Annotated in this window: 6 protein-coding genes; 5 read left to right on the forward strand and 1 reads right to left on the reverse strand. The window is 51.2% G+C overall.

Features of this window, described 5'->3' with window-relative positions; genetic code table 11:
* Nucleotides 1-453 precede the first annotated feature (453 nt).
* Nucleotides 454-1,416 (reverse strand): CRISPR system precrRNA processing endoribonuclease RAMP protein Cas6, encoded by a 963-nt coding sequence (gene cas6 / locus HMPREF3066_RS03475; protein ID WP_321178900.1) that lies wholly within the window; start codon nucleotides 1,414-1,416, stop codon nucleotides 454-456.
* A 202-nt stretch (nucleotides 1,417-1,618) separates the two neighbouring features.
* Here cas6 and cas2 (HMPREF3066_RS03480) point away from each other — a divergent pair, with 202 nt between their 5' ends.
* The 5 genes from cas2 (HMPREF3066_RS03480) to HMPREF3066_RS12725 all read left to right on the forward strand — a co-directional run bounded on the left by cas2 (HMPREF3066_RS03480) (nucleotide 1,619) and on the right by HMPREF3066_RS12725 (nucleotide 3,846).
* Nucleotides 1,619-1,891, forward strand: a complete 273-nt coding sequence (cas2, locus tag HMPREF3066_RS03480; protein WP_070440466.1) for a CRISPR-associated endonuclease Cas2 — start codon at nucleotides 1,619-1,621, stop codon at nucleotides 1,889-1,891.
* Nucleotides 1,892-1,945: 54 nt separating this feature from the next.
* The gene (locus HMPREF3066_RS13500) at nucleotides 1,946-2,080 is read left to right on the forward strand and encodes a hypothetical protein (RefSeq protein ID WP_267894567.1); all 135 of its coding nucleotides are present in this window, start codon (nucleotides 1,946-1,948) and stop codon (nucleotides 2,078-2,080) included.
* Nucleotides 2,081-2,205: 125 nt separating this feature from the next.
* A complete protein-coding gene (cas1, locus tag HMPREF3066_RS03485) occupies nucleotides 2,206-3,183 on the forward strand; it encodes a CRISPR-associated endonuclease Cas1 (RefSeq protein WP_070440468.1) in 978 nt (325 codons plus the stop codon).
* 2 nt (nucleotides 3,184-3,185) lie between these two features.
* Nucleotides 3,186-3,464 carry a CRISPR-associated endonuclease Cas2 gene (cas2, locus tag HMPREF3066_RS03490; RefSeq protein WP_070440470.1) on the forward strand — a complete coding sequence of 93 codons (279 nt, stop codon included), beginning with the start codon at nucleotides 3,186-3,188 and terminating at the stop codon, nucleotides 3,462-3,464.
* Nucleotides 3,403-3,846 (forward strand): hypothetical protein, encoded by a 444-nt coding sequence (locus tag HMPREF3066_RS12725; protein ID WP_141743168.1) that lies wholly within the window; start codon nucleotides 3,403-3,405, stop codon nucleotides 3,844-3,846. Before cas2 (HMPREF3066_RS03490) ends, HMPREF3066_RS12725 begins: the two co-directional genes overlap by 62 nt.
* The last annotated feature ends 173 nt before the right edge of the window (nucleotides 3,847-4,019 follow it).

Here is a 4,019-nt window from a genome sequence, read left to right on the forward strand (position 1 = left end):
AGACTTGCCCCACTAATCGGGGATTAAGACAATTCCACAGAACGATGGTAAGCCGAAATGGTTTTGTCGGAAGACTTGCCCCACTAATCGGGGATTAAGACCCATGTTATCCATGCGATTTTCATTAGTAGTTTCAGTTGGAAGACTTGCCCCACTAATCGGGGATTAAGACTACAGCGTGGATTTGCCGTTGGCGGTATAGCTTCGTCGGAAGACTTGCCCCACCAATCGGGGATTGAGACCTTAATACCTTTCAGCATAAATAACCGCTCTTGTGTCAGAAGACTTGCCCCACGTATCATGCTTAAAGCTTTTCAGACGACCTCAAGTCAAGGTCGTCTGAAAATATCGGAAAACCTGCCCCACGAATCGGGGATAAAAATCAAACAGCCTTGATGGTTCGTTCCATCAAGGCTGTTTTTGCGTCGGGTGTATTGTCAATCGGGTGTATTATCAAACTGCTTGGATAATGCGGTATTGCCCGTTGCCGAATACCGTTTCTTTGCCCAAGTGCAGCCATTGTCCGATATACAGCATTTGCGAGAAGGCGGGCGAAAGGCCGGTCAGCTGCCATGTACCGATTGCGCCGCTAAGGGGCGTAATCTGCTTTTGACGGTTGGAAAAACGGCGGTGTTCGTGCCATAAAAGCCGGGGCGGGACGCCTTGTCCGCCGATTTGGGCGGACAGCTCGGCAGCGTTTGCATGGTTGCCCCAGTGCAGATGGGCAAGCGTCAGATAGCGGCGCATAAGCTGGCGCAGGAAAACCGCCTGCGTCAGTTCGGTTTCACGCAAAATCCTGCCTTTTTGCTGGATACGCAGAGGCGTAAGCAGCTGGATATACGCTTGGGAGGGATAGCGTTCGGGCAGTCGGATATGGTTGTCGTGCAGCGCGATGGGGCTGCCGCGTTCGCTAACCGTCAGGAAACTGCCGTCCGCCTGCTGTACCGCAATGCCGCTCAATTCGCCCTTGCCCGCATTGTTTGCCCCCAACCCTTTGGCAAAAGTCTGGGCAAAGACGGCGGCAATCAAAGGCAGGCTGTGCCGCGCCCTGCCAAACAACACCAAATCAAACGCATACCCCGCGCCCGCCGGAAAATGCGTGGGCGCGACCAGCGGCGTCTCGATCAGATAAGGCGGCGGCGGACTTTGGCGCACGCTGCTAGGCAAGTCGGCACAAGGCGCCGGCTCGAAAATCTGCGCATAGGGGCAATCGGGAAGATGCGGCGTTTGGGGCGTATCGCAGGTACAGGCGGCAGCCAAAAGCGCATGCCCGAACACACCGCGCAAGGTCGAAGCCGCATAGGACGGAAGCTGCAAATCATGCGTCAGCGTGAAATGCAAACGATAACGGGCTATGGGCAATTCCGAAGGAAGATTAAGCGGATTCATGGCAGACAGACAAATAAAAAATGGCATGATACGGCGTTTCAGACGACCTGAAAATGCGAAATAGAGAGAATGAAAACAATCCTACCCTTCGGGACAAGGATGCAACCGCCAGAATAGCGAAACAAGCTGATACGGAAAAACAAATTTGTGTTCTTAGTATTTCACGCCGCATAAGCCTAAAATTCACTTCGTTGTTTTCGACAACGTTGCTTTTTCTTTATTAGTCCTAATGCGCCAACACTATCTTTTTGCTTACGACATCACTTGCCCCCGCCGCCAAGCACGCGTACGCCGTTTATTGCAAAGCTATGCGGTAGGTATGCAGAAATCCTTATTTGAATGCTGGCTGACCGCAGACGAATTAATGCAACTTAACGGCAAATTGAGTGAATTATTGGATTCAAATGATACGCTGCATTATCTCGCCTTAAGTCAGTCAGACAATGAATGGCTATTTAGCACAACCAAACCGCTTCGCTACGATGTTTTTATGGTGGTTTAGTATTTGAAACCGCCTACAACATTACACAAACAACAACACGGAAAGGAAAAAAAGATGCAAAACCTAGACACGATTTTTGTAACCGTCAAAGACATTGCGCAAAAAAATCCGAAACTTGCTGCAATAGTCTGCCTATTCGGCATCGCCATAAGCGCAGTCGTCACCGTCAACGAAACATCAACAAAATAAGGAGAAAACCATGTGGCTAGCAATTTTGAAATGGGCGATTAAATTTTGCATCGGCAAGATTGTCGACAGGATATTCGCCTCCTTCATGCCTATACCCGTATAGCTTCAATCCGAAAGGCAAATTCATGACCACGCTCTACCTAGACCGCAAAAACCTTACCCTGCGAGCAGACGGCGATGCTTTGGTGTGTTACGAAACCGATGAACGCATAGCAACCGTACCGCTCAAAGTCTTACAGCGAGTCTGCATACGCGGGGATATAACCCTATCGGCAAAGGTTTTAAGCAAACTGGGCGAAGCAGGCGTCGGCGTACTCATATTAAACGGGCGGCAAAACCGCCCTGCCCTCATGCTGCCCAACTGGAAACTGGATGGAAAAAGACGTGTCGCGCAATACGCCCTGTCGCAGGATAAGGCAGCAAGCCTTGCCGCCGCCCGAAACACTGTTGCCGCCAAGTTATCCGCACAACAGCAGCACTTGCAGCAAATGGCATGTTCGGACAATCGGAATGCAGCTTACCTGAACAACCACAGCCAAGCCCTGGCAAACCTTGTCGATGCCATTTCAAGCAGCCCCGACATTGCCGCATTGCGGGGCATAGAAGGTGCTGCCGCCGCACGTTATTTCAGCGCATGGGCAAGTGTACTGCCCGAAAACTGGCACTTTACAGGACGCAACAAACGTCCGCCGCGCGACCCACTCAACGCAACCCTGTCCCTCGCCTACACCCTGCTGCACTTCGACATCGTCAAACATCTCTACCTAAGCGGATTAGACCCCTTTATCGGCTACTACCACCAGCCCGAACACGGTCGCGAATCCCTTGCCTGCGATTTATTGGAACACCTGCGCAGCCTATGCGATGTCTGGGTGCTTTCCCTGTTTTATCAAGAAACCCTGACACCGGAGGATTTTTCAACCACCGCGCAAGGCTGCCTGATGAGCAAAAACGCACGCATCAAATTTTATCCAGCCTACGAAGCAACCGCCAAGCAATGGCGGAGCCATATCCACCAGCTTTGCGCCGACTATCTGGCCATCCTCTCCCAATACAGTGGACAGCCTGAAATCCAATTAAGCGGACTTACCACCTTAGAATAAAAATGCGCCACCTCATCGCCTACGACATCGCCGACCCTCACCGCCTGCAAAAAGCACACCGCTATTTAATACAGCACGCCATTCCCCTGCAAAACAGCGTTTTCCTGCACATCGGCAGCAGTGATCAAGCAAGGCAATGCTTTGAAACACTTTGCAAAATGCTCAACGCCAAGCAGGACAATTTACGCTGCTATCCCCTGCCCAACAGCAGCATAATCCATGCCCTGGGCAAACCCGCCTTGCCCGAAGGCATCATCTTGGGCGGTGTGGGCAAGCTGTAAGCGCGAAGCCGCCTTTCAGACGACCCCGAACTCACACAAACCCTCCGCCAACAAAAACAGCCTTGATGCAATATCAAGGCTGTTTTGCTATGTAGAAACGTCGGAATATTTGTCGGATTCAAGAATCCGACCTACGTTTTCAGACGACCCAGGCTTGAGGTCGTCTGAAAAGATTGAAACCCCCGATGCGTGGGGCAAGTCTTCCGACGATGTTCAGCATGGATTACGAAAACCGCCGATTCAGGTCTTAATCCCCGATGAGTGGGGTAAGTCTTCCGACGAACAGTTGGTCGTTATAGAGGTATTCCCCCGTGTCTTAATCCCCGATGAGTGGGGCAGGTTTTCCAACATTTTCAGACGACCTTGGCTTGAGGTCGTCTGAAAAGATTGAAAGACCGATGCGTGGGGCGAGTCTTCCGACGTCCAAACAATATTGGAATGGAAAATTTTATGGGTCTTAATCCCCGATTAGTGGGGCAAGTCTTCCGACCGATGAGGCTAATGCTGCAAAAGGGGTAGCCAAAGTCTTAATCCCCGATTAGTGGGGCAAGTCTT

The sequence above is a fragment of the Neisseria sp. HMSC03D10 genome (genome assembly GCF_001807625.1).
GTDB classification, from domain to species: Bacteria; Pseudomonadota; Gammaproteobacteria; order Burkholderiales; family Neisseriaceae; genus Neisseria; species Neisseria mucosa.